Annotated in this window: 26 protein-coding genes; 7 read left to right on the forward strand and 19 right to left on the reverse strand. The window is 59.2% G+C overall.

Annotated elements, in window-relative coordinates:
- Window positions 1-77 precede the first annotated feature (77 nt).
- A complete protein-coding gene (gene msrA / locus BS626_RS12480; RefSeq protein WP_240494305.1) occupies window positions 78-719 on the forward strand; it encodes a peptide-methionine (S)-S-oxide reductase MsrA in 642 nt (213 codons plus the stop codon).
- A gap of 253 nt (window positions 720-972) precedes the next feature.
- On the forward strand, window positions 973-2,307 hold the full coding sequence (locus tag BS626_RS12485) for a hemolysin family protein (protein ID WP_075182733.1): 1,335 nt from the start codon (window positions 973-975) through the stop codon (window positions 2,305-2,307).
- 44 nt (window positions 2,308-2,351) lie between these two features.
- On the opposite strand, the gene BS626_RS12490 is transcribed toward BS626_RS12485, so the two are convergent.
- On the reverse strand, window positions 2,352-2,558 hold the full coding sequence (locus tag BS626_RS12490) for a DUF1107 domain-containing protein (RefSeq protein WP_075182734.1): 207 nt from the start codon (window positions 2,556-2,558) through the stop codon (window positions 2,352-2,354).
- Between the two features lie 326 nt (window positions 2,559-2,884).
- On the opposite strand from BS626_RS12490, the gene BS626_RS12495 reads away from it, so the two are divergent.
- Entirely contained in the window at window positions 2,885-3,433 is a 549-nt protein-coding gene (locus BS626_RS12495) for a YtfJ family protein (RefSeq protein ID WP_371328500.1), read from the forward strand.
- A gap of 101 nt (window positions 3,434-3,534) precedes the next feature.
- Here BS626_RS12495 and BS626_RS12500 read toward each other — a convergent pair whose 3' ends face one another.
- Window positions 3,535-3,705: a YhfL family protein gene (locus BS626_RS12500; protein WP_075182736.1), complete on the reverse strand. Its 171-nt coding sequence runs from the start codon at window positions 3,703-3,705 to the stop codon at window positions 3,535-3,537.
- A gap of 263 nt (window positions 3,706-3,968) precedes the next feature.
- Window positions 3,969-4,712, reverse strand: coding sequence for a 3'(2'),5'-bisphosphate nucleotidase CysQ (gene cysQ / locus BS626_RS12505; RefSeq protein ID WP_075182737.1), 744 nt, complete (start codon window positions 4,710-4,712; stop codon window positions 3,969-3,971).
- Window positions 4,713-4,871: 159 nt separating this feature from the next.
- Here cysQ and BS626_RS12510 point away from each other — a divergent pair, with 159 nt between their 5' ends.
- Window positions 4,872-5,750 carry an SMP-30/gluconolactonase/LRE family protein gene (locus tag BS626_RS12510; protein ID WP_240494306.1) on the forward strand — a complete coding sequence of 293 codons (879 nt, stop codon included), beginning with the start codon at window positions 4,872-4,874 and terminating at the stop codon, window positions 5,748-5,750.
- 138 nt (window positions 5,751-5,888) lie between these two features.
- Complete coding sequence (locus BS626_RS12515) at window positions 5,889-7,832, forward strand: bifunctional 2',3'-cyclic-nucleotide 2'-phosphodiesterase/3'-nucleotidase (RefSeq protein ID WP_075182738.1); 1,944 nt, start codon at window positions 5,889-5,891, stop codon at window positions 7,830-7,832.
- A gap of 38 nt (window positions 7,833-7,870) precedes the next feature.
- Here BS626_RS12515 and fklB read toward each other — a convergent pair whose 3' ends face one another.
- Complete coding sequence (gene fklB, locus BS626_RS12520) at window positions 7,871-8,491, reverse strand: FKBP-type peptidyl-prolyl cis-trans isomerase (protein ID WP_075182739.1); 621 nt, start codon at window positions 8,489-8,491, stop codon at window positions 7,871-7,873.
- 325 nt (window positions 8,492-8,816) lie between these two features.
- Between fklB and BS626_RS12525 the strand changes: the two genes are divergently transcribed.
- The gene (locus tag BS626_RS12525) at window positions 8,817-9,359 is read left to right on the forward strand and encodes an OapA family protein (RefSeq protein ID WP_075182740.1); all 543 of its coding nucleotides are present in this window, start codon (window positions 8,817-8,819) and stop codon (window positions 9,357-9,359) included.
- A gap of 70 nt (window positions 9,360-9,429) precedes the next feature.
- On the opposite strand, the gene rplI is transcribed toward BS626_RS12525, so the two are convergent.
- The 4 genes from rplI to rpsF are packed head-to-tail and all read right to left on the reverse strand — an operon-like array spanning window position 9,430 to window position 10,870.
- Window positions 9,430-9,879 carry a 50S ribosomal protein L9 gene (rplI, locus tag BS626_RS12530; RefSeq protein WP_075182741.1) on the reverse strand — a complete coding sequence of 150 codons (450 nt, stop codon included), beginning with the start codon at window positions 9,877-9,879 and terminating at the stop codon, window positions 9,430-9,432.
- Window positions 9,880-9,918: 39 nt separating this feature from the next.
- Window positions 9,919-10,146, reverse strand: coding sequence for a 30S ribosomal protein S18 (gene rpsR, locus BS626_RS12535; protein WP_000135199.1), 228 nt, complete (start codon window positions 10,144-10,146; stop codon window positions 9,919-9,921).
- A 4-nt stretch (window positions 10,147-10,150) separates the two neighbouring features.
- Window positions 10,151-10,468, reverse strand: a complete 318-nt coding sequence (gene priB / locus BS626_RS12540) for a primosomal replication protein N (RefSeq protein WP_075182742.1) — start codon at window positions 10,466-10,468, stop codon at window positions 10,151-10,153.
- A 6-nt stretch (window positions 10,469-10,474) separates the two neighbouring features.
- Window positions 10,475-10,870, reverse strand: coding sequence for a 30S ribosomal protein S6 (gene rpsF, locus BS626_RS12545; RefSeq protein WP_075182743.1), 396 nt, complete (start codon window positions 10,868-10,870; stop codon window positions 10,475-10,477).
- A gap of 815 nt (window positions 10,871-11,685) precedes the next feature.
- Here rpsF and bsmA point away from each other — a divergent pair.
- Window positions 11,686-12,006 (forward strand): biofilm peroxide resistance protein BsmA, encoded by a 321-nt coding sequence (gene bsmA, locus BS626_RS12555; protein WP_075182745.1) that lies wholly within the window; start codon window positions 11,686-11,688, stop codon window positions 12,004-12,006.
- A 277-nt stretch (window positions 12,007-12,283) separates the two neighbouring features.
- Here bsmA and rlmB read toward each other — a convergent pair whose 3' ends face one another.
- The 11 genes from rlmB to mutL all read right to left on the reverse strand — a co-directional run bounded on the left by rlmB (window position 12,284) and on the right by mutL (window position 24,842).
- The gene (rlmB, locus tag BS626_RS12560; protein WP_075182746.1) at window positions 12,284-13,021 is read right to left on the reverse strand and encodes a 23S rRNA (guanosine(2251)-2'-O)-methyltransferase RlmB; all 738 of its coding nucleotides are present in this window, start codon (window positions 13,019-13,021) and stop codon (window positions 12,284-12,286) included.
- A gap of 45 nt (window positions 13,022-13,066) precedes the next feature.
- Entirely contained in the window at window positions 13,067-15,520 is a 2,454-nt protein-coding gene (rnr, locus tag BS626_RS12565) for a ribonuclease R (RefSeq protein ID WP_075182747.1), read from the reverse strand.
- A 15-nt stretch (window positions 15,521-15,535) separates the two neighbouring features.
- Window positions 15,536-15,982, reverse strand: coding sequence for a nitric oxide-sensing transcriptional repressor NsrR (gene nsrR, locus BS626_RS12570; protein WP_075182817.1), 447 nt, complete (start codon window positions 15,980-15,982; stop codon window positions 15,536-15,538).
- A gap of 185 nt (window positions 15,983-16,167) precedes the next feature.
- Window positions 16,168-17,466, reverse strand: a complete 1,299-nt coding sequence (locus BS626_RS12575) for an adenylosuccinate synthase (protein ID WP_075182748.1) — start codon at window positions 17,464-17,466, stop codon at window positions 16,168-16,170.
- 132 nt (window positions 17,467-17,598) lie between these two features.
- Entirely contained in the window at window positions 17,599-17,799 is a 201-nt protein-coding gene (locus tag BS626_RS12580; RefSeq protein ID WP_075182749.1) for a DUF2065 domain-containing protein, read from the reverse strand.
- Window positions 17,800-17,862: 63 nt separating this feature from the next.
- A complete protein-coding gene (hflC, locus tag BS626_RS12585) occupies window positions 17,863-18,867 on the reverse strand; it encodes a protease modulator HflC (protein WP_075182750.1) in 1,005 nt (334 codons plus the stop codon).
- 3 nt (window positions 18,868-18,870) lie between these two features.
- Window positions 18,871-20,115, reverse strand: coding sequence for an FtsH protease activity modulator HflK (gene hflK / locus BS626_RS12590; protein ID WP_075182751.1), 1,245 nt, complete (start codon window positions 20,113-20,115; stop codon window positions 18,871-18,873).
- 90 nt (window positions 20,116-20,205) lie between these two features.
- On the reverse strand, window positions 20,206-21,486 hold the full coding sequence (gene hflX, locus BS626_RS12595; RefSeq protein ID WP_075182752.1) for a ribosome rescue GTPase HflX: 1,281 nt from the start codon (window positions 21,484-21,486) through the stop codon (window positions 20,206-20,208).
- A 75-nt stretch (window positions 21,487-21,561) separates the two neighbouring features.
- Window positions 21,562-21,879, reverse strand: coding sequence for an RNA chaperone Hfq (gene hfq / locus BS626_RS12600; protein ID WP_075182753.1), 318 nt, complete (start codon window positions 21,877-21,879; stop codon window positions 21,562-21,564).
- Window positions 21,880-21,988: 109 nt separating this feature from the next.
- On the reverse strand, window positions 21,989-22,933 hold the full coding sequence (gene miaA / locus BS626_RS12605; RefSeq protein ID WP_075182754.1) for a tRNA (adenosine(37)-N6)-dimethylallyltransferase MiaA: 945 nt from the start codon (window positions 22,931-22,933) through the stop codon (window positions 21,989-21,991).
- A complete protein-coding gene (gene mutL, locus BS626_RS12610; protein ID WP_075182755.1) occupies window positions 22,926-24,842 on the reverse strand; it encodes a DNA mismatch repair endonuclease MutL in 1,917 nt (638 codons plus the stop codon). The genes miaA and mutL overlap by 8 nt, the downstream gene beginning before the upstream one ends.
- Window positions 24,843-24,847: the final 5 nt, after the last annotated feature.

Consider the following 24,847-nt stretch of genomic DNA (forward strand, 5'->3'; position numbering starts at 1 on the left):
ACGTTCAAGCGGTATTGTGTGCAATGTCGTCCGGCAGTACAACATGCATTGCGTTACGAAACCAACAGGAGTTACACGTGGTCGCTAAATTAGAGAAATCCCTGGTGGTGAAATGGGATCGGGAATTACCCGGGCGGGAGACGCCACTGCCGCTCACCGATCATCACGCAGTTAATGGGCACTCACTGACTGCCGTCCCCGAGGGGATGCAGGTCGCCCTGTTTGGCATGGGCTGCTTTTGGGGAGTGGAGCGCCTGTTTTGGCAACAGCCCGGCGTCTGGAGCACCGCCGCCGGCTATAGCGGGGGCTACACGCCGCATCCCACCTATGACGAAGTCTGCTCCGGCCGCACCGGCCATGCCGAAGTGGTGCGAGTGGTGTTTGATCCCACCACCGTGCGCTACGAGCAGCTGCTGACGCTCTTCTGGGAAAATCACAATCCGTCGCAGGGGCTGCGCCAGGGGAACGACATTGGCAGTCAGTATCGCTCCGCTCTGTACTGGCTGGACGACGCGCAAGCCAACGCGGCTAACGCCAGCCTGCACCGCTTTGAAAATGCGCTGATCGCGGCGGGACGCCCCGGCGAGATCACCACCGAAGTGTGCGAGGCCGGTCCGTTTTACTTCGCCGAGGACTACCATCAGCAGTATCTGTACAAAAATCCGCACGGTTACTGCGGCCTGGGCGGTATCGGCGTTTGCCTGCCGCCCGACGCCTGATCGCCGGCCGCTGCGCAATTTCAATACAGAGTCTGGCAGCAGGCCTCGCCCTGCTGCTATAATCCCGCCCACTAACGCGCTGCTGTCTGGTACAGCACGCGTTCATCCATCTGCCCGCCACGACATCGCTTTCGCACAACATCAGGCACCTGCGGCAGACATTTTTGGCACGGATAGCCCTTCTGCCCGGTTTCAGGTGTATTGACGCTGCCCAGGCCAAAAATGACAAGTTGTTAAAAAAATGGGAACATTCATGTTAGATAGTTTGCTTGTCATACTGTTATTGATCGCCGTGAGCGCCTTTTTCTCCCTGTCGGAGATCTCGCTGGCGGCGTCACGCAAAATTAAACTGAAGCTGCTGGCCGATGAGGGCAACATCAACGCGGAGCGCATTCTGAAGATGCAGGAGACCCCGGGGATGTTTTTTACCGTGGTGCAGATTGGCCTGAATGCCGTGGCCATTCTCGGTGGTATCGTCGGCGATGCCGCCTTCTCGCCGGCATTTGCCGATCTTTTCCACCGTTTTATGTCGCCAGAACTGGCTGAACAGCTCAGCTTTATCTGCTCATTTACCCTGGTGACCAGCTTCTTTATTCTGTTTGCCGATCTGACGCCTAAGCGGATTGGGATGATCGCCCCGGAGGCGATCGCGCTGCGGATAATCAATCCGATGCGCTTCTGCCTGCTGGTGTTTCGCCCGCTGGTGTGGTTCTTCAACGGCATGGCCAACATGATCTTCCGCCTGTTTAAAATTCCAATGGTGCGGAAAGATGACATCACTTCTGACGATATCTACGCGGTGGTGGAGGCCGGTGCGCTGGCCGGGGTGCTGCGCAAGCAGGAGCACGAGCTGATTGAAAACGTGTTTGAGCTGGAATCGCGCACCGTCCCCTCCTCGATGACCTCGCGAGAAAACATTGTGTGGTTCGATCTGCACGAAGACGAATCCAGCCTGAAAGAGAAGATAGCCCGGCATCCGCACTCCAAGTTTCTGGTGTGCAACGGCGATATCGATCACATTATTGGCTACGTCGACTCAAAAGAGCTGCTGAACCGCGTGCTGGGGCACCAGAGCCTGACGCTGAACAGCGGCGTGCAGATCCGCTCGGCGCTGATTGTGCCCGACACCCTGACCCTGTCTGAAGCACTGGAAAGCTTTAAAACCGCCGGGGATGATTTCGCGGTCATCATGAATGAGTACGCACTGGTGGTCGGTATCATCACCCTTAACGACGTGATGACCACGCTCATGGGGGATCTGGTTGGCCAGGGGATGGAAGAGCAGATTGTTGCCCGCGATGAAAACTCCTGGCTGGTGGAAGGCGGTACGCCAATTGATGACGTAATGCGCGTGCTGGATATCGACGATTTTCCACAGTCGGGAAATTACGAAACCATTGGCGGTTTTATGATGTATTCCCTGCGTAAAATTCCTAAACGCACCGATTTTGTGAAGTTTTCTGGCTATAAGTTCGAGGTGGTCGACATTGACAGCTACCGTATTGATCAGCTGCTGGTAACGCGAATTGAGGCCACGCCGGGCATTACCCTGCCCAAGGCCAGACTGCCGGACAGCACGGGAGAGTAACTACACAAAGGGCGCCAGGGCGCCCTTTTTTTCATCCGGTGTCGTCAGTTAAATTCGGTCTGCAGACGTAACACCTGACGGTTGACCTCGGACATCACCGAGTAATGCTGCTTATCTTTAATGCGCGGCAGCAGGATTTTACCCTGATCGAATTCGAACGCGCCGACGTCTTTGATGTACAACCGCCCTCTGAACAGCGTCTTCACGTACTTAGCGACTTGTAGTGGGTTGTAACGGCTAAAAATTTTCATTTTCTCATTCTACTCCTTCAACGAATGGTCGCTCCTACGCCCTCAACATGGGGGCCGATCTCCTGGAGCGGAAAATTACTGTGCACAGTATAGACGCCTCTGTGGAGAGTATGTTCCCAAAGGTGACTTTTTTTACTGTCTTTACACATGATGACAGCGGACTCTGCGGGCATGGCGCGATTATCCATGATAAACCTTCAAAAAGAGGGGTTTTGTGCGCTGCACTGCAAAAGCGCGCCCCCGCTGCGACAAACGCATCATCCCTGCTTATTATTACACGCGCATGACCATCTGGTCTGATCACTCTTCAGGAGCTCTCCATGCGTATGAGTCAGCTGTGTCTCGGCCTGGCACTGTGCCTGCCCCTCTCCTCTCTGGCGATGAATCTTAGCGACGGCCAGCGCGTGCCCCCGGTTGGCGTCGGCGATAAGGGCGAACTGGTGCTGGCACAGGATCAGTTTAGTTATCAGCCCTGGAACAGCGCCAGGCTGCCGGGCAAGGTGCGCGTTATCCAGCATATCGCCGGGCGTTCCTCTGCCAAAGAGATGAATGCCGCGCTGATTGAAGCCATCAAGGCTGCCAGGCTACCGCACGATCGCTATCAAACCACGACCATCGTGAATACCGACGATGCCATTCCCGGTACCGGCATGTTTGTCCGCAGCAGTATTGAGAGCAATAAGCAGCAGTACCCATGGTCACAGTTTGTGGTCGACAGCGATGGCGTGGTGCGCAAGGCTTGGGATTTACAGCCTAAAGGCTCGGCGATTGCCGTACTGGACAAAGAGGGTAAGGTGCAGTTTAAAAAGGACGGAGCTTTATCGCAGCAGGAGGTTCAGCAGGTCACCGACTTGTTGCACAAGCTGTTAAAATAACCGACTTTCCGCCCCGCTTACGCTCAGTTGTACGCATTCGCGGGGCGGTGCTGCACCGACCGGCCCGGCGGATTTATCGCCGCTGCCGCTGGCTGATGGCGTTACGATTTATCAACCGGGCCACAGCCGCCAATCATTTTTGACAGCGAGATTGCCGGATGGAATAAATAGTCGTAATTACAATTTTTCTGCTTGTTATATACACTCCCCGTACATCCCGAGACAGAGGTAATCACAGCAGCGACCAGCGCGGCTTTAATTAAAGCATTCATCTTCATTTCCCTTATAATAAGTTAAATACTGTGCCCTACCGGCAACGTGGGGTATCTAACACCATAGTCAGATAATAAGTCAACGCTGAATTCGCCATTTTATTCAGGGGGGGTTGTTTTCTGCCGAATAATTAAATCAACAATCAACAGCAACCGGAAAAAATAAAACGACCAGCCGGAATATGATACCGTCTGTTGTCTCCAGAAAATAACGCTGCTGACAGGAAGCCCATCCCCGGATAATCCAACGGATGGGCAGGAGATCAGTAAAGCGAAACGCGAAAACCGGGATTGAGAAAACGCTCGCGCGGCGTGTAATCCAGCTCGCGCCCCTGCCAGTCGTGCACATGCGCGCCGGCGGCCAGTGCCACCGCGTGCCCGGCAGCGGTGTCCCAACTGTTGGTCGGCCCAAAGCGTGGATAGAGCTGCGCCTTGCCCTCTGCCACCAGGCAAAACTTCAGCGAGGAGCCAATCGCCACGGTCTGATGCTCGCCCAGCGAGTGCAGGTACTCCTGCAGCTCCGGATCGTCACCGTGAGAACGGCTGACCACCACCAGCGGCGGACGCGCATCTGCCACGTGGATCGGCTGACGCGTACCCTGCTCCTCTTTCCAGGCTTTGCCGTCAGCGGCAGCGTATAAAACGTCAAGTACCGGCGCGTAAACCACGCCCAGCGTCGGTTTTCCCGCCTCAATTAGCGCGATATTGACGGTAAATTCGCCGTTGCGCTTAATAAATTCTTTGGTACCGTCCAGTGGATCAACCAGCCAGTAGCGCTGCCAGTGGCGTCGCACTTCCCAGCCCGGCGGGTCTTCTTCCGAGAGTACCGGAATGTCGGGGGTAAGGGCCTGCAATCCGGCAATGATCGTGCGGTGTGCGGCGATATCTGCCGCCGTAACCGGTGAGTCATCCGCTTTTTGCCCAACGTCTATTGGCGTATCGCCGGTATATATGGTCATGATAGCGGCCCCCGCATCGCGGGCCAGTTGGCAAATCTCGTCTAACATGATTACCTCACTCTTGTCGCATTTTGCGCCAGGTTAGCGCGCGGCCTGTGGTTGAGCATAGCAGGTGCTCCGGACCGGTACGCGCGGAGAAAAAGGGAGACCTGTTTCAACAGCATACCCGAAGCGTTACCGTCTAAACCAGCCAGATGAGGGATTCTTGTGTCAACTGCCATTACTCCGTTTCTGCCCGATTACCGCGGCGAATTACCGGAATGTCCCACCTGGGACGCCGCCACGCAAACCCTGTGGTGGACAGATATCCTGAAAAAAGAGATCCACTGCTGCGATGCGCAGGGCCAGCAGCACCGGATTATCACCTTTACGGAAGAGCCCGGCTGTTTTGCCCTGCGCCGGGAAGGCGGGCTGATTGTGGCGCTGCGCTCCGGTATCTGGCTCTGCGATGCACAGGGGCAGCTCAGCGAAAAAGTGTGTGATAATCCCAGTAATCCGGCGCTGTGTCGCTTTAACGACGGCGGCGTTGATTCACAGGGGCGTTTCTACGCCGGTACCTTCTGGGCCCCGGGGGATTTTAACGGCGCGCTACTGTGCCGGGTCGATACGCAGCTGCAAACCCGCGTGATCCAGTGCGATATCATGGGGCATAACGGCCTGGCGTTTAGCGCCGATGGCCGCTGGATGTACAGCAGCGATACGCCGAATGGCGTCATCTGGCGCGCGCCGATCGGCGATGACGGTGAGCCCGGCGCACGCTCAGCATTCCATCGCTTTCAGCCCGGTGATGGCCTGCCGGACGGTGCGGCGATGGACGTTGAGGGCGGCTACTGGAGCGCGCTGTACGACGGCTGGCGGCTCTGCCGCTTCTCGCCGGACGGTGAGGTGCTCGAAAGCCACCGCCTGCCGGTGCGCTGTCCGACCATGGTCTGCTTTGGCGGGGCGGATATGCGCACGCTGTTTGTCACCACTACGCGCGAACACTTCAGCGCGGAGGAGATCGCACAAACGCCGCTGGCCGGTGCGATATTTTCCCTGCGCGTGGGCGTTGCGGGCGTCAGCAAACCGCGTTTTTGCGGCGTCTGAAGCCAATTCACCGGCGCCCTGACGCGGGGCGCCGACGTTAAACATTGCCCCATCTCACATTTCTATGAAATAAACGTCTACCCTTGCAAAATTTCTGAGATCGTTACTCGCTGACATCTGTAACGAAAAGGAATGACGATGAAGCCTATCTCTGTGGCGCTGCTGTCGCTGCTTATTTCGGCCCAGTTGCCCGCCGCCACGGTGGCATTACGCCTGCTGGAGACCACTGATCTGCACAGCAATATGATGGATTATGATTATTATAAAGATGCCCCCAGCGACCAGTTTGGTCTGGTGCGTACCGCCAGCCTAATTCGTGCCGCGCGTGAAGAAGTGAAAAATAGCGTATTGATTGATAATGGCGATGTAATTCAGGGTAGTCCGATGGGGGATTATGCCGCCGCCAGAGAGCCGCAGAAAGACGTAATCCATCCGGTGTACAAGGCTATGAATACGCTGGATTACACCGTGGGAAATTTGGGTAACCACGAATTTAATTATGGCCTGCCGTATCTGCAGAGAGCGATAAAAGACGCAGCGTTTCCTTATATTAACGCCAATATTATTGATATACGCAGCGGTAAGCCCCTGTTCACGCCGTGGCTGATTAAACCCCTGACCGTGATCGACAGCGCTGGCCAGCCGCAGACGCTGAAGATCGGCTATATCGGCTTTGTGCCACCGCAAATCATGAGCTGGGACCGTCAGCATTTGCAGGGCAAAGTGACTGTGGAAGATATCACCGGGACGGCCAGAAAGTGGGTGCCGGAGATGCGCCGTCAGGGTGCCGATCTGGTGGTCGCCGTGGCGCACTCCGGCCTGTCGGCCGCCCCCTGGCACGCGCTGGCGGAGAATTCCGTGTATTACCTGAGTCAGGTACCCGGTATCGATGCCATTCTGTTTGGTCACGCCCACGCGGTGTTCCCCGGCGGCGACTTCGCCGCTCTGCCCGGCGTGGATATCGCCCGCGGGCTGATCAACGGGATCCCGGCGGTGATGCCAGGCATGTGGGGCAGTCACCTTGGCGTGGTGGATCTGACCCTCAGCAACGACGGTGGCCGCTGGCAGGTGAGCGAGGCGCGGGCGCAAGCGCGACCAGTCTATGACAACACTGCCGCCCGGGTGCTGGCTGAACCGGATCCGGCGCTGACCCGGGTGCTGGCTGCCGATCATCGGGCGACGCGCGACTTTGTCAGCCAACCGATTGGGCGATCGGCAGACGTGATGTACAGCTACCTGTCGCTGATACAGAACGACGCCACCGTGCAGATTGTCAATCGCGCCCAGCGCGACTACGTTGAGCGCTTTATTCAGGGCGATCCTGACCTTGCCCGCCTGCCGGTCCTGTCTGCCGCGGCGCCGTTTAAAGCCGGCGGGCGAAAGAACGATCCCCACGGGTATGTTGAAGTGGAAAAAGGCGCGCTGAGCTTCCGTCACGCGGCCGACCTCTATCTCTACCCGAATACGCTGGTGGTGCTGAAGGTCAGTGGCGCGCAGGTGAAGCAGTGGCTGGAGTGTGCCGCCGGTCAGTTTGCGCAGATTGATCCGACCCGCAGCGCGCCGCAGTCGCTGATCAACTGGGATTTTCGCACCTATAACTTCGATGTGATCGACGGTGTGACTTATCAGATCGATGTGACGCAACCGGCCCGCTATGACGCCGAGTGTCAGCCTCTGCATCCCGATGCCTCACGCATCGTCGACTTGCGCTGGCAGGGAAAACCGATGGATCCGCTGGCTACTTTCCTGATCGCGACGAATAACTACCGCGCGTACGGCGGAAAGTTTGCCGGCACCGGCGAGCAGTTTGTTGCATTTGCCGCGCCGGATGAAATCCGCGCGATCCTCGCCGACTGGATTGGCGCGCAGACGCGTGCGTACGGCGCGGTACAGCCCGCGGCGGATAACAACTGGCGTATTGCGCCGATCTCTGGCCAAACGCCGCTGGATATTCGCGTTGAAACCGCCCCGGGCGCGAAAGCCACCGCCTTTATCAAGCAGCGGGCGCGCTATCCAATGACGCCGGTGGGACAGGATGCGATGGGGTTTGCGCTGTGGCGGGTAGATTTACAGCAGAAGTGACGCTGAAGACGCCCCCGCGGCCGGGGGCGCCTGACCGCTTAGAGGATCTCCAGCAGCTCGACTTCAAATACCAGCGTGCTGAACGGCGGAATAGAAGCACCGGCGCCGCGCTCACCGTAAGCCAGCTGATGCGGAATGACCAGCTCCCATTTGGAACCCACCGGCATCAGGGTCAGGGCTTCAATCCAGCCGGCAATCACGCCGCTGACCGGAAATTCTGCCGGCTCACCGCGCGCCACCGAGCTGTCGAAAACGCTGCCGTCAATCAGCTTGCCGGTATAATGCACGCGAACGCGATCGGTACGTGCCGGGATCGCCCCGCTCCCCTGGGTCAGCACGCGGAACTGCAGACCGGATTCCGTCGTGCTCACGCCGTCGCGCTGCGCATTTTCCTGCAGGAAGGCCTGACCTTCGACCGCCATGGCTTCCTGACGCTCGCGACGCACCGCATCGGCCCGCTCGTGAACCTCACGCAGCGCGCGATGTACCACGTCTACCGGGACCGCCGGGGCATTCCCTTCCAGCGCATCGCGCAGGCCCGCCAGTAAGGCTTCCGGCTGCAGTCCCTGCAGCCCCGACTCCAGCAGCTGCTGGCCGACCTGTAAACCAATTCCGTAACTTGCTTGCGCTTCGACGCTGTCAAAAGAAGGGGTGGTCATGACTTTTCCTTAATCGTGTAAATGTCCTGCGCAGCATAACAGCGACAGCCACGGGCGTAAAATCCTCTGATGGAGAGATGACTTTTGCCCGCGAAAAAGAAACAATAGCGCCGCAGGATCTCTGGCCCCGGCATCGCCGCTTCCGCGCGCCAACCTCCGCATAACAAAATGATTTGCTACAGTTAAGAGAGATTACATGGGTCAGATAGCCCCCCGGCGGCGTAAATCGCCTGCACGCGCGTCTGCGCTGGCGTCCCTGTCGCTGTCCGCACGCCGGTTACAAACGCGGCTGCTACAGTTGCTGCCGCCGCCAAAGGAGAACCGTATGCCGCAGACCTCCTCACGCCATACTTTTATCCAGCGCCTGTGGCACTGGCCGGCGCAGCTGCGCTGGATGGATCCCCTGCCTGTACCACACCGCCGCGCGATCATGCTCACACTGCTGATCGTACTGCTGGCCTTTCTATGGCCCACGCCGGCGCCGCGCAGCACGCCCGCGCCCGCCTCACCGTCGGCCACGGAGGTCCCGCTGCAGGCCGAGCTGGTTGACCCGGCTGAACCCGCCGCACCCGACAACGATCCAGCGCCGGCCGCCAGCGACAGCGAAGGCAGCTGGCGCAGCTACCGCGTAGCCGCTGGCCAAACCCTCGCCCAGCTATTTCGTGATAATAATCTGCCGGTCAATGATGTATTTGCGATGGCGCGCGAAGAGGGTAGTGACAAGCCGCTGAGTAGCCTGAGCGCCGGGCAGGCGGTAAAAATCCGCCAGGATGCGCAGGGGGTGGTGACGGCGCTGAGCGTCGAGGGCAGCAGCGGTCCGGTGCTGTTTACCCGGCAACCCGACGGCAGCTTTCTGCGCGCGCAGTGACGGCCCACGCCGCAGGCAAAAAAAAACGCCGGCACAAGGCCGGCGCTTCTTTTGACCGCAAACGCAATGCTTATTCAGCAACCACGTTAACAGTCAGTTTTGCGAACACATCGCTGTGAACCTGGAAGTCCACTTCGTGCTCACCGGTCGTACGCAGAACGCCGTTCGGCAGGCGAACTTCGCTTTTGTTCACGTCAACGCCAGCTGCAGTAACAGCATCAGCGATGTCGCGGGTACCGATGGAGCCGAACAGTTTACCTTCGTCGCCGGATTTAGACGCGATGGTCACCGTGCCCAGGGCGCTGATTTTCTCAGCACGCGCCTGTGCAGCGGCCAGAACGTCTGCCAGCTTGGCTTCCAGTTCAGCGCGGCGCGCTTCGAAAAACTCGACGTTTTTCTTGGTAGCCGGAACAGCTTTACCCTGTGGAACCAGGAAGTTACGAGCGTAGCCCGCTTTAACGTTAACCTGATCACCCAGGCTGCCCAGGTTTGCTACTTTATCAAGCAGAATAACTTGCATTACCTTATCCTCTTAAAGTCGTTAATGGACAGCGGCCAATTACTGATGACGATCGGTGTATGGCAGCAGAGACAGGTAACGCGCGCGCTTGATAGCACGAGCCAGCTGACGCTGGTATTTAGCGCGAGTACCGGTGATGCGGCTCGGTACAATTTTACCGCTCTCGGTGATGTAGTTTTTCAGCGTAGCGATGTCTTTATAGTCAATCTCTTGAACGCCTTCCGCGGTGAAACGGCAGAACTTGCGACGACGGAAATAACGTGCCATTTGGCTAGTCTCCAGAATCTATCAATTCAATCTGCTCGGCATGCAGAACCATTTTATTCAGACCGTTACGCCCCTGATGGGTGCTGATAAAGCCTGAAACGGTAAGGTGCGTGCCGACCGTTATACTGTGAGTAATAGCGAGGTGAGCTTTGCCGCTGATCACAACGGGCATTCTGCACCACGCCTGCCGGGTAAACCCGGCTTCCACCTGCTGAGACCGATGCTCGAGCACCAGCTGACAATGTGGAATGCCTGACGGACTGACTTTCCGCAACGGGGTCTTGCACACCGTGCCAGACAGCGTCAGTCGATTATCCGTCACCAGCGATTACTCTTCAGAATCCCCAGTTTCGGCTTCTTCGGTGGATTCGCTGGCGAAATCTTCACGACGCTCACGGCGCTCATCTTTCGCTTTGACCATCGGGGAAGCTTCAGTTACCGCGTGCTTAACGCGCATAACCATGCTGCGGATAACGGCGTCGTTGAAGCGGAAGTTCGTTTCCAGCTCGTCGATCACTTCCTGCGGTGCTTCCACGTTCAGCAGAACGTAGTGCGCTTTGTGCAGTTTGTTGATCGGGTAAGCCAGCTGACGACGGCCCCAGTCTTCCAGGCGGTGGATCGTGCCCTGAGCACCAGTGATAGCACCAGTGTAACGCTCGATCATGCCAGGAACCTGTTCGCTCTGGTCAGGATGAACCATAAATACGATTTCGTAATGACGCATCGAAATTGCTCCTTACGGATTATTCAGCCTCCTGTCAGGGTCAGCCGCGGCCCGTGGAAGCAAGGAACGTGAAAGACCGTGTTTGGCGCATCGCATGATGCGGCCCGCGCACAGCCTGTAAATGCGGCTGAAAAATTGACGCGTAATCATACTGGCAGCGCGCGCCGAACTCAAGCCGCCAGTCAAAATAAAATCTGCCGCCGCGGCGGTGGGTAACAGCCATGCCAACCGCGACGGCCAGCCCCTGACGCGGGTTGCGACGACTACCGGCTGCGCGCGGCCGGCGTGACCACCGTGACCCGCAACGCCAGCACCACCGGCCCGATCCGGGATACCCGCGCCCTGTGGCGGGCATGGATCATGCGAATGGCGGAGATAGCCCTCTGTTCTACCATGCTGGCGCGGCGGGCCGCCCTCAAGCCCCCCCTGACGGGCGCATACGGCAGGAGGCGTTGCGGTGGGTGCAGCAGCGGCACGGGCGCAGCGTCCGGACGGCGGAAGAGGTGACCTATCTGATCGGCGAGTCGCTGAGCCAGGGAGTGAAGCCGCACGCCCGGCGCCGGCAGCAATGATACGCATCCGCGGCCGCTTACCTGGCTCAGGGCGCTGATGGATGATGTGGCGATCGCCCGGCATCGTCCGGGTTGCCCCGCCGCTGCCGCAGACAGGGGCCGCAATCCAGCAGAATGACCGATGGCTTCGTCGGCCCGCGCAGATCGCCCAGCCCGCAGGGCTGTCCGTCGTCCCCGCCCTCAGCCCGCTCCCGCTCAGGGAGTGATACACTTAACGCATGTTCCCCTCCCGGCGTCACCACAATGAAACGGGTGTTCACCGTAATGGCTGGCCTGCTACTGACAGGCTGCGCTTCGCTCACCCCGCAGCCTGCGCCGCCGCCCGGGGCGGAGCCGCAGGAGATCAACCGCGCGCAAAGCCTGACGCTGCAAAAAATCGGCAACGTCAGCGCGATAGTGCGCGGTTCACCCGATGACGCCGCGCGGGCGATCGCCGCCAAAGCGCGCGCGCAGGGTGCGTCCTGGTACCGTATCGTGGCGCTGGATGATGAGATGCTCACCGGCGTATGGCGTGCCGATGCGGTGCTCTACGGTCCCGCAGCGTCGGCAGCCAACGGTAAGTAATCACTCGTGAACGTGACGCGCAGACACGCTGCCGGCTGCGCCGGTCCGCGCAGTGGGCAGGCCAAAACGCAGCAACGCTTTCGGTCTACAACAGGGTAAGCACACGCTTACTTTTCCGGGGCCACGGCGCGCGTTGCCAGTACGGGGAGTGAGTGGGCAATACAGCACACAGGCGGGGCGGACTTCGCCGGCCCCCGGCGCGGCCACAGGGGAGGGACAATCTGGCCGCGGGGCAGAGTGGCCTGCGAAACGGGGCGCACGTTGCGCCCCGGTCTAATCAGCGAGCGCTGCGCTGGCGCACCGCTTCAAACAGGCAGATGCCGGTGGCCACGGAGACGTTCAGCGAAGAGACGCTGCCGGCCATCGGGATGCTGATGAGCTCGTCGCAGTGTTCGCGGGTCAGGCGACGCATCCCCTCGCCTTCTGCGCCCATGACCAGCGCCATCGGACCGGTCATTTTGCTCTGGAACAGGGTGTGGTCAGCTTCACCCGCGGTCCCCACCAGCCAGACGCCAGACTCCTGCAGCAGACGCATTGTACGCGCGAGGTTGGTCACGCGGATCAGCGGGACGCTCTCCGCCGCGCCGCAGGCCACTTTTTTCGCCGTGGCGTTCAGCTGCGCCGAGCGGTCGCGTGGCACAATTACCGCATGGACACCGGCGGCGTCGGCGCTGCGCAGGCAGGCACCCAGGTTGTGCGGATCGGTGACGCCATCAAGAATCAGCAGAAATGGCTGTTCGAGGCTGGCCAGCAGATCCGGCAGATCGTTCTCCTGATACTGCCGTCCCGGCTTCACCAGGGCCACGATGCCCTGGTGAACGGCACCTTCCGTCTTGTCATCCAGCCACTGACGGTTCGCCAGCTGCACCACCACGCCCTGCGCCTCCAGCGCTTTGATGGTCGGCTGCAGGCGGCGATCGTCGCGCCCTTTCAGCACAAAAACCTGCTGAAAGCGTTGGGGATCACGTTCCAGCAGCGCCTGCACCGCGTGGATACCAAAAATTATTTCACTCATGTCGTTCCTGTACCTTGTCGGGCGGGAGGCCCTCCCGCCAGGCGATTATTCTGCGCTGGTTTTTTTCTTTGCCGCCCGCTTAGCTTTGGTGGCAGCGGCGATTTTACGGGTTTTTTCCGACACTTTTTTGGCTTTTTTCTCACTCTTCGCCTTGTCGGTTTTCGCGGCGGCCGGTTTTTCCTTGCGGAAGGCGGCGTCCGGCTCAAAGTTCACCCCTTTACGCTGTTGGCGACGCTTTCCCCCTGCTCCGCCGTCGCTGCGCAGCTTTTTCCCTTTTTCACGGGCGGTTTTGCCTTCGCCGCGCGGCTTGCGGGTACTGGAAATCAGCGCGAAATCAATTTTGCGCTCGTCCATGTGTACCGCTTCTACCCGCACTTCGACCGCATCGCCAAGGCGATAAGTGCGCCCACCCGCCTCACCGATCAGCCGCTGCCCCACCGCATCAAAGCGGTAATAGTCATTATCCAGCGTCGAAACGTGCACCAGGCCATCGATAAACAGATCGTCGAGGCGCACGAAGAAGCCAAAGCCGGTGACGCTGGAGATGATGCCGTTGAAGGTCTGGCCCACCTGGTCCTGCATAAAGTCGCATTTCAGCCAGTCGGCAACGTCGCGGGTCGCTTCATCCGCACGGCGCTCGGCCATTGAGCAGTGCTGGCCCAGCTGCAGCATCTGCTCAAGGCTATAGTGATGGCCGCCGGTCGGCGTGCTGTTGCCCTGCAGGGTGCCCGCCTCCTGCGCCAGCAGGTATTTGATCGCCCGGTGCAGCAGCAGATCCGGATAGCGGCGGATCGGCGAGGTAAAGTGTGCGTAAGAGGTCAGCGCCAGGCCGAAGTGTCCGCGGTTTTCCGGATCGTAGATAGCCTGCTTCATGGAGCGCAGCAGCATCGTTTGCAGCATTTCGTGGTCGGGACGATCGGCAATGGTGTGCAGCAGTTCTGCATAATCTTTCGGCTGCGCTTTGCTGCCGCCAGGCAGCGACAGCCCCAGTTCGCCAAGCACCGAGCGGAAGCTGGTGATGCTGTCTTCGCTCGGGCGATCGTGCACGCGGAACAGCGCCGGCTGTTTCAGCTTTTCCACATAGCGCGCCGAGGCGATATTGGCGAGGATCATACACTCCTCGATCAGCTTGTGGGCGTCGTTGCGCACCGTCGGCTCCACGCGCTCAATGCGGCGATCGGCGTTAAAAATAAACTTCGCTTCTTCAGTCTCAAAGGCAATCCCGCCGCGCTCAGCGCGAGCGCCGTCCAGCGCCTGATAGAGGCTATACAGCTCTTCCAGGTGCTTCACCAGCGGCTGGTACTGCGCGCGCAGCTCGGCGTCGCCCTGCAGGATGTGCCACACCTTGTTGTAAGTCAGCCGCGCATGGGAGTTCATGACCGCTTCATAGTGGCGAAAGCCGGTCAGCTTGCCTTTCGCCGACACGGTCATTTCGCACACCATACACAGGCGATCAACTTGCGGATTCAGCGAGCAGAGACCGTTCGAGAGCACTTCCGGCAGCATCGGCACTACCTGAGACGGGAAATAGACCGACGTCCCGCGGTTTTGCGCCTCGTCATCCAGCGGCTTGCCGGGGCGAACGTAGTAGCTGACATCAGCGATCGCCACCCACAGGCGCCAGCCGCCGCCGCGCTTTTTCTCACAGTAGACCGCATCATCGAAATCGCGCGCATCTTCGCCATCAATGGTCACCAGCGGCAGCTGCCGCAGATCGACGCGTCCCTGCTTCGCCGATTCCGGCACCTCTTCGCGCAGGCTGGCAATCTCTTTCTCAACCGCTTCCGGCCAGACGTGTGGAATATCGTGGGTGCGCAGCGCCATGTCTACCGCCATACCGGTACCCATATTGTCACCCAGCACTTCGACGACTTTACCGATCGCCTTGCTGCGACGAGTCGGACGCTGCAGCAGCTCCACCACCACCACAAAGCCCATACGTGCGCCCTGGGTCTCTTCCGGCGGCACGAGAATATCAAAACTCAGGCGGCTGTCGTCTGGTACCACAAACCCGACGCCGGCGTCGGTGAAGTAGCGGCCGACAATCTGCGGATTACGCGGTTCCACGACCCGTACCACCCGCGCTTCACGCCGGCCTTTACGGTCGGCGCCCAGCGCCTGAGCGAGAATTTCGTCGCCGTGCATACACATCTTCATCTGCTCAGCAGAAAGGTAGAGGTCATCTTTACTGCCTTCCACCCGCAGGAAGCCATAGCCATCGCGGTGGCCAATCACTTTGCCGCGGGAGAGGTCGAGACGCTCCGGCAGCGCGTAGCACTGGCGGCGGGTAAAGACCAGTTGCCCGTCGCGCTCCATGGCGCGCAGGCGACGACGCAGCGCCTCCAGATGCTCTTCGCTGCTCAATCCCAGCTCATTAGCCAGCTCTTCACGGCTGGCCGGCTTCTCGCGTTTGTCTAAGTGCGCCAGAATGAATTCGCGGCTGGGAATTGGGTTATCGTATTTTTCTGCTTCTCGTTGCTGAAAAGGATCGTGTGACATGCGGTTCCTCCGTTGTCATCGCGGGCCGGATGACGTCTTGTCACCCAGCAATAATGTGTAAAGTGGCGCGTTATCGGCCACTAAGTCGGCCAGCGTGTAGCGGTCCAGCTCCTGAAGGAAGGCAGTGACCGCGTCGCGCAGGACGGTTTTTAACCGGCAGGCCGGCGTAATATGGCAAAAGTCACCGTGGCAATTTACCAGCTGCAGCGGCTCAAGATCGCGGATTACCTGGCCGATACCAATCTGCCGCGCCGGCTTGCCCAGCCGGATCCCGCCATGCTTGCCGCGCACCGTGTCGACGTAGCCGGTGCGGCTAAGCTGGTGAATGATTTTGACCATGTGGTTACGTGACACGCCATAGGTCTCCGTCACTTCGCTGATGCTGGTCATTTTGTCCGGCGGTAAGGCCGCCAGGTAAATCAGGGCGCGCAAACCATAATCAGTAAAACTCGTTAACTGCACGATGACCTCTGAATCAACACGGTGTAGCGGACGCACGACGCGAAAATAACGCGCGCACCTAATGATGATAAACCAGCCAGCAAAAAAGCGGTTACCTTCATGTGATGACGGGGAAAAAGGCAGATACAACAGAGGCGGGAAGCAAAAAACAGCGGCCGGGACAACGGTCCCGGCCGCGACGATGATTAGGCGTCAAACGGATCACGCAGAATCATGGTCTCACTGCGGTCAGGTCCGGTAGAGATGATGTCTACCGGCACGCCGGTCACCTCTTCCACGCGCTTGATAAAGTCGCGTGCGGCCTGCGGCAGCCCCTCAACGGTTTTCACACCGAAGGTGCTTTCGCTCCAGCCCGGCAGCGTTTCGTAAATCGGCTCAATGCCTTCCCAGCCCTCCGCGGCCAGCGGCGTGGTGGTCACTTCACGCCCGTCCGGCATGCGGTAAGCCACACAGATTTTCACTTCTTTCAGACCGTCCAGCACGTCCAGCTTGGTCATGCAGAAACCCGACAGTGAGTTGATCTGTACCGCGCGGCGCACCGCAACCGCGTCCAGCCAGCCGGTGCGACGGCGGCGTCCGGTGGTCGCGCCAAATTCGTGCCCCTGAGTGCACAGGAATTCGCCGGTCTCATCAAACAGTTCGGTCGGGAACGGACCGGCCCCCACGCGAGTGGAGTACGCCTTCACAATGCCCAGCACGTAGTCGACATAGCGCGGACCGATACCGGAACCGGTCGCCACGCCGCCGGCGGTGGTGTTGGACGACGTAACGTAGGGGTAAGTTCCGTGGTCAATATCCAGCAGGGTGCCCTGCGCGCCTTCAAACATGATCAGGTCGCCGTTCTGACGAGCGGTGTCCAGCAGATCGGACACGTCGACCACCATCCCGGTCAGGATGTCAGACACCGCCATCACGTCGCGAAGAACGGTATCATAATCTACCGCTTCTTCTTGGTAGTACTGAACCAGCTGGAAGTTATAGAAATCAACGATCTCTTTCAGCTTCGCAGCAAAGGTCTCTTTGTTGAACAGATCGCCGACGCGCAGGCCGCGGCGAGCCACTTTGTCTTCGTACGCCGGACCGATGCCGCGACCGGTGGTACCAATCGCTTTATCACCGCGCGCTTTTTCACGCGCGAGGTCCATTTTGACGTGATAATCGAGGATTAACGGGCAGGCTTCAGATAACAACAGACGTTCGCGCACCGGGACGCCGCGATCTTCCAGTTCCTTCATCTCTTTCATCAGCGCAGCGGGTGACAGCACCACACCGTTGCCGATGATGCTGGTGACGTTTGCACGCAGAATGCCAGAGGGAATTAAGTGGAGGACGGTTTTTTCACCGTTGATGACAAGTGTGTGGCCCGCATTATGACCACCCTGGTAGCGCACCACGTATTGCGCGCGTTCAGTTAAAAGGTCAACAATCTTACCTTTTCCTTCGTCACCCCATTGGGTGCCCAGTACGACGACGTTCTTACCCATTTCCTAAAATCACCGATTGCTTAAAAATGGATTCTACCATCGTCATTTTTAGCTTTCAGCACTTTTAGCATACGGTTGCGCAGTTTTTTTGACCGCTGCAGCCGTCTGAAGAACAAAGCGCACAATAAGGCCTTACAGATCGCCGCGGCTGCGCAGCATACAGTAAATCACCACCCCGGCTACCGCCAGCCCGCCACCAAAGCGACGCAGCAGGCGATCGGGCAGCTGCGCCATAGAGAGGATCATCCGCCGCCAGATACGGGGTAAAAACATCGGGCCAATCCCCTCAATCACCAGCACCAGCGCCAGCGCCAGCCATACCGTTGTACTCATCCGCTTATCCCCAAAAAAAACGGGCCGGCGAGAGCCGACCCGTGATCTGAGTTATAACAGAAATTACGGCGCGGTGTGAGACGGCGTCTTCATATAGCGGAAGAAGTCGCTGTCCGGGCTCAACACCAGCACATCCTGGTTATTGCTCTTGAAGCTGTTCTCATACGCACGCAGGCTGCGAATAAAGGCGTAGAAGTCCGGATCCTGGCTGAAAGCATCGGCATACAGCTTGGCCGCTGCCGCATCCCCTTCACCGCGGGTGATCCGCGCCTGGCGCTCGGCCGTTGCGGCAATGGACGCCACTTCGTAATCTGCCTGAGCGACCACTTTTGCCGCCTCTTCATCACCCTGCGCACGCTGGCTGCGCGCCACCGACTCACGCTCGGCGCGCATACGGGCATAGATCGCGTCAGAGACTTCCGTTGGCAGGTTGATCTGCTTGATGCGCACATCAACCACTTCGATACCCAGTGCTGCCATACTGTTTGGATTAGGCGCCGGCTCGTTGCTGCTGGTCTCCTGCTCAACGCGTTTGGCAACCGAAGCAATCGCATCGTCCGCCGCCGGCGTGGCGACGTCATCATTGCCAGCGGTTCCGGTGTTCAGCGCGTCGCGCACGTCGGTAGTCAGCCGTCCCCGCGAGTCAGTAACGATGTCTTTCACGTCCAGACGACCGATTTCAGAGCGCAGACGGTCACTGAATTTCCGCTTCAGCAGCACTTCCGCCTGGGAGGTATCGCCACCGCCGGTAGCCAGGTAATAGCGGCTAAAGTCGCTGATCCGCCACTTGATGTACGAGTCGACGATCAGATCTTTCTTCTCTTTCGTGACGAAGCGATCAGCCTGATTATCCATGGTTTGCAGACGCGCATCGAGGGTTTTCACCGACTCGAGGAACGGGATCTTCAGGTGCAGACCGGGAGCATAAATCATCGGCTTATTTTCGTCATCGCGCAGCACTTTGCCAAAGCGCATGACGATGCCGCGCTGCCCTTCCTGCACCACAAACAGTGAGGCATAAAGCACAACCAGCACGATAATTAACAAAATGACTAATGGCTTACGCATTGATTACTCTCTCCCTTCGCGCTGGGTGTCGTTGCGCACGGAGTTGATCCGGCGCTGATCCATAATGTCCTCAGGACTGAACGACGAACGGGCAGGACGATCGCTGTTCGTGTTGGCCGGCGGCACGCGCGTCAGGTTGGTGTTGCTCTGCTCGCGGGGGGCGCTGGCACCGCTCTGACCGCGCATCAGCTGATCCAGCGGCAGCACCATCAGGTTATTGCCTTTATCGTTAACCAGCACTTTACGGGTGTTACCCAGCACGCGCTCCATGGTTTCGATATAGAGACGCTCGCGGGTGATTTGCGGGGCGGCTTTATATTCCGGCAGGATGCGGGCAAAGCTGTCCACTTCACCCTGAGCTTCCAGCGTGACGCGGGTTTTGTACGCGCGGGATTTTTCCAGCGTTTCCTGAGCGTTACCGCGTGCCTGCGGGATGATGCCGTTAGCATAAGCCTCCGCTTCACGCACTTTCTGCTCGCGGTTTTCCCGCGCGGCAATGGCGTCATCAAACGCGGCTTTCACCTCTTCCGGCGGACGCGCCGTCTGGAAGTTGACGTCCAGCAGCGTGATCCCCATGTCGTACGGGCGAATGGTCTCTTCCAGCTCGCGCTGCGTTTCGCTACGCACCACGGTACGCCCTTCGGTCAGGATGCGATCCATCGTAGAGCGGCCAATCACGCCGCGCAGCGCGCTGTCGGTAGCCTGCCGCAGGCTGTTTTCCGCATTGGTGGTCGCATACAGGTACTGCTCCGGATTGGTGACGCGGTACTGCACGTTCATCTCAACGCGCACCACGTTTTCATCCGAGGTCAGCATAGTACCCGCTGCGGAGAGCTCGCGTACGGCCTCCACGTTTACCGCCTGCACCTGATCGATAAAAGTGGGCTTCCAGTTCAGACCCGGATCGACCAGGTGGCTGAACTTACCGAAGCGCAGGACGACCCCACGCTCCGCTTCTTTAATGGTATAGAAGCCGCTGGCGGCCCAGACTAACACCGCAATCACCGCCACGATGCCAAACAGGCGGCCGCCGTGACCCTGGCCGGTTTTGCCGCTGTTGCTGTCACCGCCTTTATTACCACCGCCCAGTCCACCAAGCTTCTTGCTCAGCTTACGGAAGATATCGTCTAAATCAGGAGGCCCCTTATCGCGCCCTCCCTTGTTTCCCCCAGAGTTGCCGCCTTGATTATTGCTGCTTCCCCACGGGTCGCGGTCCTGTCCGTTATTACCGGGCTGATTCCACGCCATGTTTATGCTCCATTCTTTATGTGTGCGGTGGATATACAGGCCGCTGACGCTCGCCAGCGGCCGGAATATACAAGTCTCAGGCAAAATCGATCAAACAATGTAACCGGTTAGCGTCGGTTCCTGCTTGCACAGCCGGCGCCAGTCAACAACAGGCATACGGACGTGAAGCCCTACGCTGCCATCTTCTTCATTCCATTCCTTTTCTATCGCGTGCAGCTGATAGAAACGGCTGCGGAGGCGTCCCGCTTCCGGCGGCAGACGCAGATCAAACTGCGCGATTTCACCGGCGAGACGCTCCGTGAGTGCCTGCAGCAGCAGCGGCACGCCCGCGCCGCTCTGCGCCGAGAGCCAGACCCGCATCGGTCGGTTCTCTTCGTCACGATCGATACGCGGCTCAAAGCCATCGAGCATGTCGATTTTGTTCATCACCTGCAGCTGAGGAATGTCCAGCGCCTCAATCTCATCCAGTACCAGATTGACCGCGTCGATATTCTCATCCATCCGCACATCGGCGGCATCGATGACGTGCAGCAGCAGCGTGGCCTGCCGCGTCTCCTGCAGCGTCGCCTTGAAGGCGGCGACCAGATCGTGTGGCAGGTGGCGAATAAAGCCAACGGTATCGGCCATCACAACCTCGCCAACGTCATGCACATCAATGCGGCGCAGGGTCGGGTCGAGCGTAGCAAACAGCTGATCGGCGGCATACACGTCCGCCGACGTCATGGCGTTAAACAGGGTCGATTTGCCGGCGTTGGTGTAGCCCACCAGCGAGACGGTAGGCACGTCGGCCTTGGCCCGCGCCTGCCGCCCCTGATCGCGCTGTTTTTCCACGCGCTCGAGCCGCGACAGAATCTGACCAATGCGATTACGCAGCAGGCGGCGGTCGGTCTCCAGCTGTGTTTCTCCCGGGCCGCGCAGGCCAATCCCACCCTTCTGGCGCTCAAGGTGGGTCCAGCCGCGCACCAGTCGGGTCGCGAGGTGCCGCAGCTGCGCCAGCTCAACCTGCAGTTTCCCTTCATGGGTGCGGGCGCGCTGGGCAAAAATATCTAAAATCAGGCCGGTACGATCAATTACCCGGCATTCACACAGCCGCTCGAGGTTACGTTCCTGCGCCGGCGTCAGTGCGTGATCGAACAGCACTACCGAAGCACCGGAGGCTTTCACCGCCTCGGCAATTTCCACGGCTTTGCCTTCGCCAACAAAATATTTGGGATGCGGAGCTTTACGACTGCCCGTCACGACGCGAAGCGCTTCAACACCGGCAGAAGAGACAAGAGTTTCAAACTCTTGCAAATCTTCCATGTCTTTGTCTTGCGAAAAATAGATGTGAACCAGGATGGCCTGCTCACCGGCATCATAACGGTCAAACAAGCGGGACCTCTCTCGTTTTAGGCACCATAACGGGGAGCCAGCCGGGCTCCCCGTCGTGGCTGGCAGGGCGCACGCTTATTCTGCGTCGCCGCTGTCTTGTTGCGGCTGAGTCGCTGCTGCAGCCTGATGATTACCGCCGTGATGATAGTTGTTGCTACCGCCACCCGCATTATTATTGCTGTGGTGGGAAACCGGACGGGACGGAACAACGGTCGAGATAGCGTGCTTATACACCATCTGGCTTACCGTGTTTTTTAATAAAATCACAAACTGGTCAAAGGATTCAATCTGCCCCTGCAGCTTGATACCGTTGACCAGATAAATAGAAACCGGAACACGTTCGCGACGCAGTGCGTTCAGGAACGGGTCTTGTAATGATTGCCCCTTAGCCATTCTATCTTTTCCTTATATGCTTGTTGTTTATCACTTAAGAGCCTGTCGGCTCTGAAAAACTACCTAAAAAATTCGCGCACGATAACGGCTCAATTGTACACATTCGCGGTTACGGTGCACCAACTACCTGTAACACGCTGTGCAAAGCCGCATCGGGTTGTTCACTGTCTAACCAGTGGACAGCATCCCAACCCCGCAGCCAGGTCATTTGGCGCTTCGCCAGCTGTCGCGTCGCGCAAATTCCCCGGTAAACCATCTCATCGTAACCGGTTTCCCCCAGCAGATATGACCACATCTGGCGGTAGCCGACACAACGGATAGAAGGCAAATCCGTATGCAAATCACCGCGCGCCAGCAGCGCACGCGTTTCCGCTTCAAATCCTGACGCCAACATCTGCTGAAAGCGCTGTTCAATACGCTGATGCAGCTGTTCGCGACTCGCCGGGGCGATGGCAAACTGATGAACCCGGTAGGGTAAGGCTTCGCCGGCAGTTTTTGTCAGTTCCGTTAAAGTTTTACCCGAAATAAAAAAAACTTCCAGTGCGCGGGAAAGTCTCTGCGGATCATTCGGATGAATACGCTTACCCGCAACGAGATCAATCTCACACAACCGCGCGTGCAGACGCTCCCATCCCTGCTCACTGGCCTGCTGCTCTATCTGCTGGCGCACCGCGGGGTCAGCCGGGGGCAACGGCGACAATCCTTCCAGTAGCGCTTTGTAATAGAGCATGGTGCCACCCACCAGCAGGGGAATGCGGCCGGCGGCGGTAATGTCAGCCATTTCCGCCAGCGCATCGCGCCGAAATTCGGCCGCCGAGTAAGCCTCGGCCGGATCGCGGATATCCAACAGGCGATGGGGAGCCTGGGCCAGCTCGCTCGCGTCAGGCTTGGCGGTACCAATGTCCATGCCGCGGTAAATGAGCGCCGAATCCACGCTAATAATATCCACCGGCAGATGCTGACGCAGACGGATCGCCAGCGCGGTCTTGCCGGAGGCCGTGGGCCCCATCAAAAATATAGCCTTAGGCAGGCCAGCCGTACCGATATCACTCATGTTTCAGGGCGTTTAGTGCCGTCTCCAATGCGACCGGTTGTAGCAATCCCGCCGGCGGCGCTTTGACCAGCTGCGGACAGAGCCGCTCCACCTCGGTTAACAACGCAATCGCCTGTGAGTGATTCCACTCCGGATGCGGCGTCACCGCGTGACGCGCCAGCCACTGCGTAACCCGCTCGGGGTCCACATCCGGCTGCCGGGCGAGATAGCCTAACAGGTCAGGAATCAAGATTTGTAAATTTTGTTGGCGCAATGGTAAAGGCACCGCGCGCAGCGTCACATGCTGTGCCTCCTGCTGCAAATCGAGGCCAAACTGCACTAACAGCGCCGCATGAGAGGCGACAATGGCCCGCTCCGGTTTGTCGATTTTTAACCGCACCGGGATCAGCAGCGGTTGCGGCTTCAGTCCCTCGGCAGGCGGCGTCAGCTGCGCCTGGCACAGCCAGCGCGCGGCGGTGGCTAGCGCAATCAGCGCCAGCCCGCTGGCACGTTCCACCAGCGCACAGTCGGCAATCACCGTCAGTACCCGACCAAAGCTGTGAGTGTGGCCGCTCAGCGCCGGCTCCGCCGGCGGGGCGGTGGCCGCATCCGCCGAAGCGGCCGCACGGGAAGGGAACAGCGGCTGACGCGCCGGCGGTTCACCGGCGTCGACCGATGCCTCCGCGCCGTCGGTATCCGGCTGCAGCAGACTGCGATACAGCGCCCCTTCCCGGCGGTGGTATCCCGGTTGCTGCTGCGGCCACGCCGGCGTCACCCGGCCGGCGGATCCGCCGCTGCGCCGCCCGGCGCTGGCATCGGCGGCCGGCGCCACGGGACGACTGAAGTGATTTTCACCCGCTGCCTGGCGGTTTTCTGGCTGCCAGCGCGGGAGAGCGGCGGTGTCGTCGTCCAGCACCGGCAGCGTTGGCGCGGCGCTCTGCTGAATAACGCTCACCACGCCCTGATAAATAAAATCGTGCACCAGTCGCGCCTGGTGAAAACGCACCTCATGCTTGGCCGGATGCACATTAACGTCCACCTGGTGGGGGTCGAGCGTCAGGTAGAGCACGTACGCCGGCTGGCAGTCGTCGCCCAGCTTGTCCTGATAAGCCTGACGGATGGCGTGATTGATTAGCCGATCCCGCATCACCCGACCGTTGACGTAGCAATACTGCAGATCCGTCAGCTGACGCGATCCCGCTGGATCCGCCACCCAGCCGCTGAGCGCCAGTTCGCCGTGCTGCCACTCAATGGCCAGCGCGTGGCTGAGGAACGGCGCGCCGCAGATGGCCGCCAGCCGCCGCTCACGCTGGGCCGGATCGCCAGCCGCACGGTACTGGCGCATCATTTTGCCGTTGTGGCTCAGGTTAATGGCAACGTCGAAGCGCGCCAGCGCAATCCGGCGCACCACTTCATCGATATGACTAAACTCGGTTTTTTCGGTGCGCATAAACTTGCGTCGGGCAGGGGTGTTGTAGAACAGATCCAGCACTTCGAGCGTCGTCCCCTGCGGATGCGCTGCGGGTTTTACCGCTACCGCCATGTCGCGTCCCTCGGCGTAGGCCTGCCAGGCTTCGCTTTGCTCAGCGGTACGTGACGTCAGCGTCAGGCGCGATACCGAGCTGATGCTGGCCAGCGCTTCGCCGCGAAAACCGAGGCTGAGGATGGCTTCCAAATCATCGAGCGAGCTGATTTTACTGGTGGCGTGCCGCGCCAGCGCCAGCGCCAGCTCCTCTTTGCCAATGCCCTGACCGTTGTCGCGGATGCGAATCAGCTTCGCACCGCCTTTTTCGATATCGATATCGATGCGGGTCGCCCCGGCGTCAAGGCTGTTTTCCACCAGCTCTTTCACCACCGAGGCCGGGCGTTCCACCACTTCACCGGCGGCGATCTGGTTAGCCAGCTGCGGGGTTAAGATCTGAATTGGCATAAAAT

Origin of the sequence: Pantoea sp. 1.19 (assembly GCF_001922585.1) — a bacterium.
Lineage (GTDB): Bacteria > Pseudomonadota > Gammaproteobacteria > Enterobacterales > Enterobacteriaceae > 1-19.

Coding starts and splice junctions, on each gene's coding strand:
- BS626_RS12485 (WP_075182733.1), top strand. CDS start 973: ATGTTAGATAGTTTGCTTGTCATACTGTTATTGATCGCCGTGAGCGCC.
- BS626_RS12490 (WP_075182734.1), bottom strand. CDS start 2,558: ATGAAAATTTTTAGCCGTTACAACCCACTACAAGTCGCTAAGTACGTG.
- BS626_RS12495 (WP_371328500.1), top strand. CDS start 2,885: ATGAGTCAGCTGTGTCTCGGCCTGGCACTGTGCCTGCCCCTCTCCTCT.
- BS626_RS12500 (WP_075182736.1), bottom strand. CDS start 3,705: ATGAATGCTTTAATTAAAGCCGCGCTGGTCGCTGCTGTGATTACCTCT.
- cysQ (WP_075182737.1), bottom strand. CDS start 4,712: ATGTTAGACGAGATTTGCCAACTGGCCCGCGATGCGGGGGCCGCTATC.
- BS626_RS12515 (WP_075182738.1), top strand. CDS start 5,889: ATGAAGCCTATCTCTGTGGCGCTGCTGTCGCTGCTTATTTCGGCCCAG.
- fklB (WP_075182739.1), bottom strand. CDS start 8,491: ATGACCACCCCTTCTTTTGACAGCGTCGAAGCGCAAGCAAGTTACGGA.
- BS626_RS12525 (WP_075182740.1), top strand. CDS start 8,817: ATGCCGCAGACCTCCTCACGCCATACTTTTATCCAGCGCCTGTGGCAC.
- rplI (WP_075182741.1), bottom strand. CDS start 9,879: ATGCAAGTTATTCTGCTTGATAAAGTAGCAAACCTGGGCAGCCTGGGT.
- rpsR (WP_000135199.1), bottom strand. CDS start 10,146: ATGGCACGTTATTTCCGTCGTCGCAAGTTCTGCCGTTTCACCGCGGAA.
- rpsF (WP_075182743.1), bottom strand. CDS start 10,870: ATGCGTCATTACGAAATCGTATTTATGGTTCATCCTGACCAGAGCGAA.
- bsmA (WP_075182745.1), top strand. CDS start 11,686: ATGAAACGGGTGTTCACCGTAATGGCTGGCCTGCTACTGACAGGCTGC.
- rlmB (WP_075182746.1), bottom strand. CDS start 13,021: ATGAGTGAAATAATTTTTGGTATCCACGCGGTGCAGGCGCTGCTGGAA.
- rnr (WP_075182747.1), bottom strand. CDS start 15,520: ATGTCACACGATCCTTTTCAGCAACGAGAAGCAGAAAAATACGATAAC.
- BS626_RS12575 (WP_075182748.1), bottom strand. CDS start 17,466: ATGGGTAAGAACGTCGTCGTACTGGGCACCCAATGGGGTGACGAAGGA.
- BS626_RS12580 (WP_075182749.1), bottom strand. CDS start 17,799: ATGAGTACAACGGTATGGCTGGCGCTGGCGCTGGTGCTGGTGATTGAG.
- hflC (WP_075182750.1), bottom strand. CDS start 18,867: ATGCGTAAGCCATTAGTCATTTTGTTAATTATCGTGCTGGTTGTGCTT.
- hflK (WP_075182751.1), bottom strand. CDS start 20,115: ATGGCGTGGAATCAGCCCGGTAATAACGGACAGGACCGCGACCCGTGG.
- hfq (WP_075182753.1), bottom strand. CDS start 21,879: ATGGCTAAGGGGCAATCATTACAAGACCCGTTCCTGAACGCACTGCGT.
- miaA (WP_075182754.1), bottom strand. CDS start 22,933: ATGAGTGATATCGGTACGGCTGGCCTGCCTAAGGCTATATTTTTGATG.
- mutL (WP_075182755.1), bottom strand. CDS start 24,842: ATGCCAATTCAGATCTTAACCCCGCAGCTGGCTAACCAGATCGCCGCC.